This is a genomic window from Kitasatospora sp. GP82 (genome assembly GCF_029892105.1).
Lineage (GTDB): Bacteria > Actinomycetota > Actinomycetes > Streptomycetales > Streptomycetaceae > Kitasatospora.
In genome coordinates, this window is the sequence record NZ_JARZAJ010000109.1 from 1 (window position 1) to 3493 (window position 3493).

A 3493-nucleotide genomic window follows, 5' to 3' on the forward strand; every position below is an offset into this window, starting at 1 on the left:
CTGAGGACAAGCCCTCGGCCTATTAGTACCGGTCAACTCCACCCCTCACGAGGCTTCCATATCCGGCCTATCAACCCAGTCGTCTACTGGGAGCCTTACCCTCTCAAGGAGGTGGGAGTGCTCATCTCGAAGCAGGCTTCCCGCTTAGATGCTTTCAGCGGTTATCCCTCCCGAACGTAGCCAACCAGCCATGCCCTTGGCAGAACAACTGGCACACCAGAGGTTCGTCCGTCCCGGTCCTCTCGTACTAGGGACAGCCCTTCTCAACACTCCTACGCGCACAGCGGATAGGGACCGAACTGTCTCACGACGTTCTAAACCCAGCTCGCGTACCGCTTTAATGGGCGAACAGCCCAACCCTTGGGACCTACTCCAGCCCCAGGATGCGACGAGCCGACATCGAGGTGCCAAACCATCCCGTCGATATGGACTCTTGGGGAAGATCAGCCTGTTATCCCCGGGGTACCTTTTATCCGTTGAGCGACGGCGCTTCCACAAGCCACCGCCGGATCACTAGTCCCTACTTTCGTACCTGCTCGACCCGTCAGTCTCACAGTCAAGCTCCCTTGTGCACTTACACTCAACACCTGATTGCCAACCAGGCTGAGGGAACCTTTGGGCGCCTCCGTTACTCTTTAGGAGGCAACCGCCCCAGTTAAACTACCCACCAGACACTGTCCCTGATCCGGATCACGGACCCAGGTTAGACATCCAGCACGACCAGAGTGGTATTTCAACGACGACTCCACCATGACTGGCGTCACGGCTTCAAAGTCTCCCACCTATCCTACACAAGCCGAACCGAACACCAATATCAAGCTATAGTAAAGGTCCCGGGGTCTTTCCGTCCTGCTGCGCGAAACGAGCATCTTTACTCGTAATGCAATTTCACCGGGCCTATGGTTGAGACAGTCGAGAAGTCGTTACGCCATTCGTGCAGGTCGGAACTTACCCGACAAGGAATTTCGCTACCTTAGGATGGTTATAGTTACCACCGCCGTTTACTGGCGCTTAAGTTCTCAGCTTCGCCTAGCCGAAACTAGACTAACCGGTCCCCTTAACGTTCCAGCACCGGGCAGGCGTCAGTCCGTATACATCGCCTTACGGCTTCGCACGGACCTGTGTTTTTAGTAAACAGTCGCTTCTCGCTGGTCTCTGCGGCCACCCCCAGCTCAGAGAGCAAGTCTCATCACCAGGAATGGCCCCCCTTCTCCCGAAGTTACGGGGGCATTTTGCCGAGTTCCTTAACCATAGTTCACCCGAACGCCTCGGTATTCTCTACCTGACCACCTGAGTCGGTTTGGGGTACGGGCCGCCATGAAACTCGCTAGAGGCTTTTCTCGACAGCATAGGATCATCCACTTCACCACAATCGGCTCGGCATCAGGTCTCAGACTATATGAACGGCGGATTTGCCTACCGTTCGCCCTACACCCTTACCCCGGGACAACCACCGCCCGGGCTGGACTACCTTCCTGCGTCACCCCATCGCTCACCTACTACAGACTTGGACCACCGGCTCCACCACGTCCCTTTGTCCGAAGACTCCGGGCCGGCTTCACGGGCTTAGCATCACCTGGTTCAGCGTTGGCGCTTCAAAGCGGGTACGGGAATATCAACCCGTTGTCCATCGACTACGCCTGTCGGCCTCGCCTTAGGTCCCGACTTACCCTGGGCAGATCAGCTTGACCCAGGAACCCTTGGTCAATCGGCGCAAGAGTTTCCCACTCTTGTATCGCTACTCATGCCTGCATTCTCACTCGTATACCGTCCACAACTGGATTCCTCCGCTGCTTCACCCGGCACACGACGCTCCCCTACCCATCACAGCCCCCGTTAGGAGTATTGCTGCAATGACACGACTTCGGTGATGTGCTTGAGCCCCGCTACATTGTCGGCGCGGAATCACTTGACCAGTGAGCTATTACGCACTCTTTCAAGGGTGGCTGCTTCTAAGCCAACCTCCTGGTTGTCTCTGCGACTCCACATCCTTTCCCACTTAGCACACGCTTAGGGACCTTAGTCGGTGTTCTGGGCTGTTTCCCTCTCGACCATGGAGCTTATCCCCCACAGTCTCACTGCCGCGCTCTCACTTACCGGCATTCGGAGTTTGGCTAAGGTCAGTAACCCGGTAAGGCCCATCGCCTATCCAGTGCTCTACCTCCGGCAAGAAACACGCGACGCTGCACCTAAATGCATTTCGGGGAGAACCAGCTATCACGGAGTTTGATTGGCCTTTCACCCCTAACCACAGGTCATCCCCCAGGTTTTCAACCCTGGTGGGTTCGGTCCTCCACACGGTCTTACCCGCGCTTCAACCTGCCCATGGCTAGATCACTCCGCTTCGGGTCTTGGGCATGCAACTCAACCGCCCTATTCGGACTCGCTTTCGCTACGGCTACCCCACACGGGTTAACCTCGCTACACACCGCAAACTCGCAGGCTCATTCTTCAAAAGGCACGCAGTCACGGCCCACCAGCAAGCTGATGAACGACGCTCCCACGGCTTGTAGGCACACGGTTTCAGGTACTATTTCACTCCGCTCCCGCGGTACTTTTCACCATTCCCTCACGGTACTATCCGCTATCGGTCACTAGGGAATATTTAGGCTTAGCGGGTGGTCCCGCCAGATTCACACGGAATTTCTCGGGCTCCGTGCTACTTGGGAGAAGCTCAAGTGAGCCGTACAGATTTCGTCTACGGGGGTCTTACCCTCTACGCCGGACCTTTCGCATGTCCTTCGACTACCCATACGGTTTCTGACTCACCCAGCCGCCGGCAGACGACTGAAGAACTTTCCCACGACCCCCTGAGCGCAACCCCTGCCGGGTCTCACACACTCAAGGTTTAGCCTCATCCGGTTTCGCTCGCCACTACTCCCGGAATCACGGTTGTTTTCTCTTCCTGAGGGTACTGAGATGTTTCACTTCCCCTCGTTCCCTCCACACTGCCTATGTGTTCAGCAGCGGGTGACAGCCCATGACGACTGCCGGGTTTCCCCATTCGGAAACCCCCGGATCAAAGCCTGGTTGACGGCTCCCCGGGGACTATCGCGGCCTCCCACGTCCTTCATCGGTTCCTAGTGCCAAGGCATCCACCGTGCGCCCTTAAAAACTTGGCCACAGATGCTCGCGTCCACTGTGCAGTTCTCAAACAACGACCAGTCACCCACCCTCCGAAGCCCGAAGACTCCATCAAGTAGGACCGGCATCCATGAGGTACCAGCCTTACGGCCGTTCCCTCAGGACCCAACAACGTGCCCGGCACAGTCAAGCCACCGAATCGTCTTCCACGCCGAAGCAGTACTAACGATCCATGACCCCACTGTGCCGAATAGTCAACGTTCCACCCATGAGCAACCGTGCGAGACATTCGCTCGCATCCGGCTATGCGCTCCTTAGAAAGGAGGTGATCCAGCCGCACCTTCCGGTACGGCTACCTTGTTACGACTTCGTCCCAATCGCTGGTCCCACCTTCGACGGCTCCTCCCCT

The 3493-nt window shown here is 56.9% G+C and carries 2 rRNA genes; both read right to left on the minus strand.

Features of this window, described 5'->3' with window-relative positions:
* Positions 1–2 precede the first annotated feature (2 nt).
* Positions 3–3122 (minus strand): 23S ribosomal RNA (locus P3T39_RS37245).
* Between the two features lie 280 nt (positions 3123–3402).
* A 16S ribosomal RNA gene (locus tag P3T39_RS37250) occupies positions 3403–3493 on the minus strand; the annotation flags it as partial.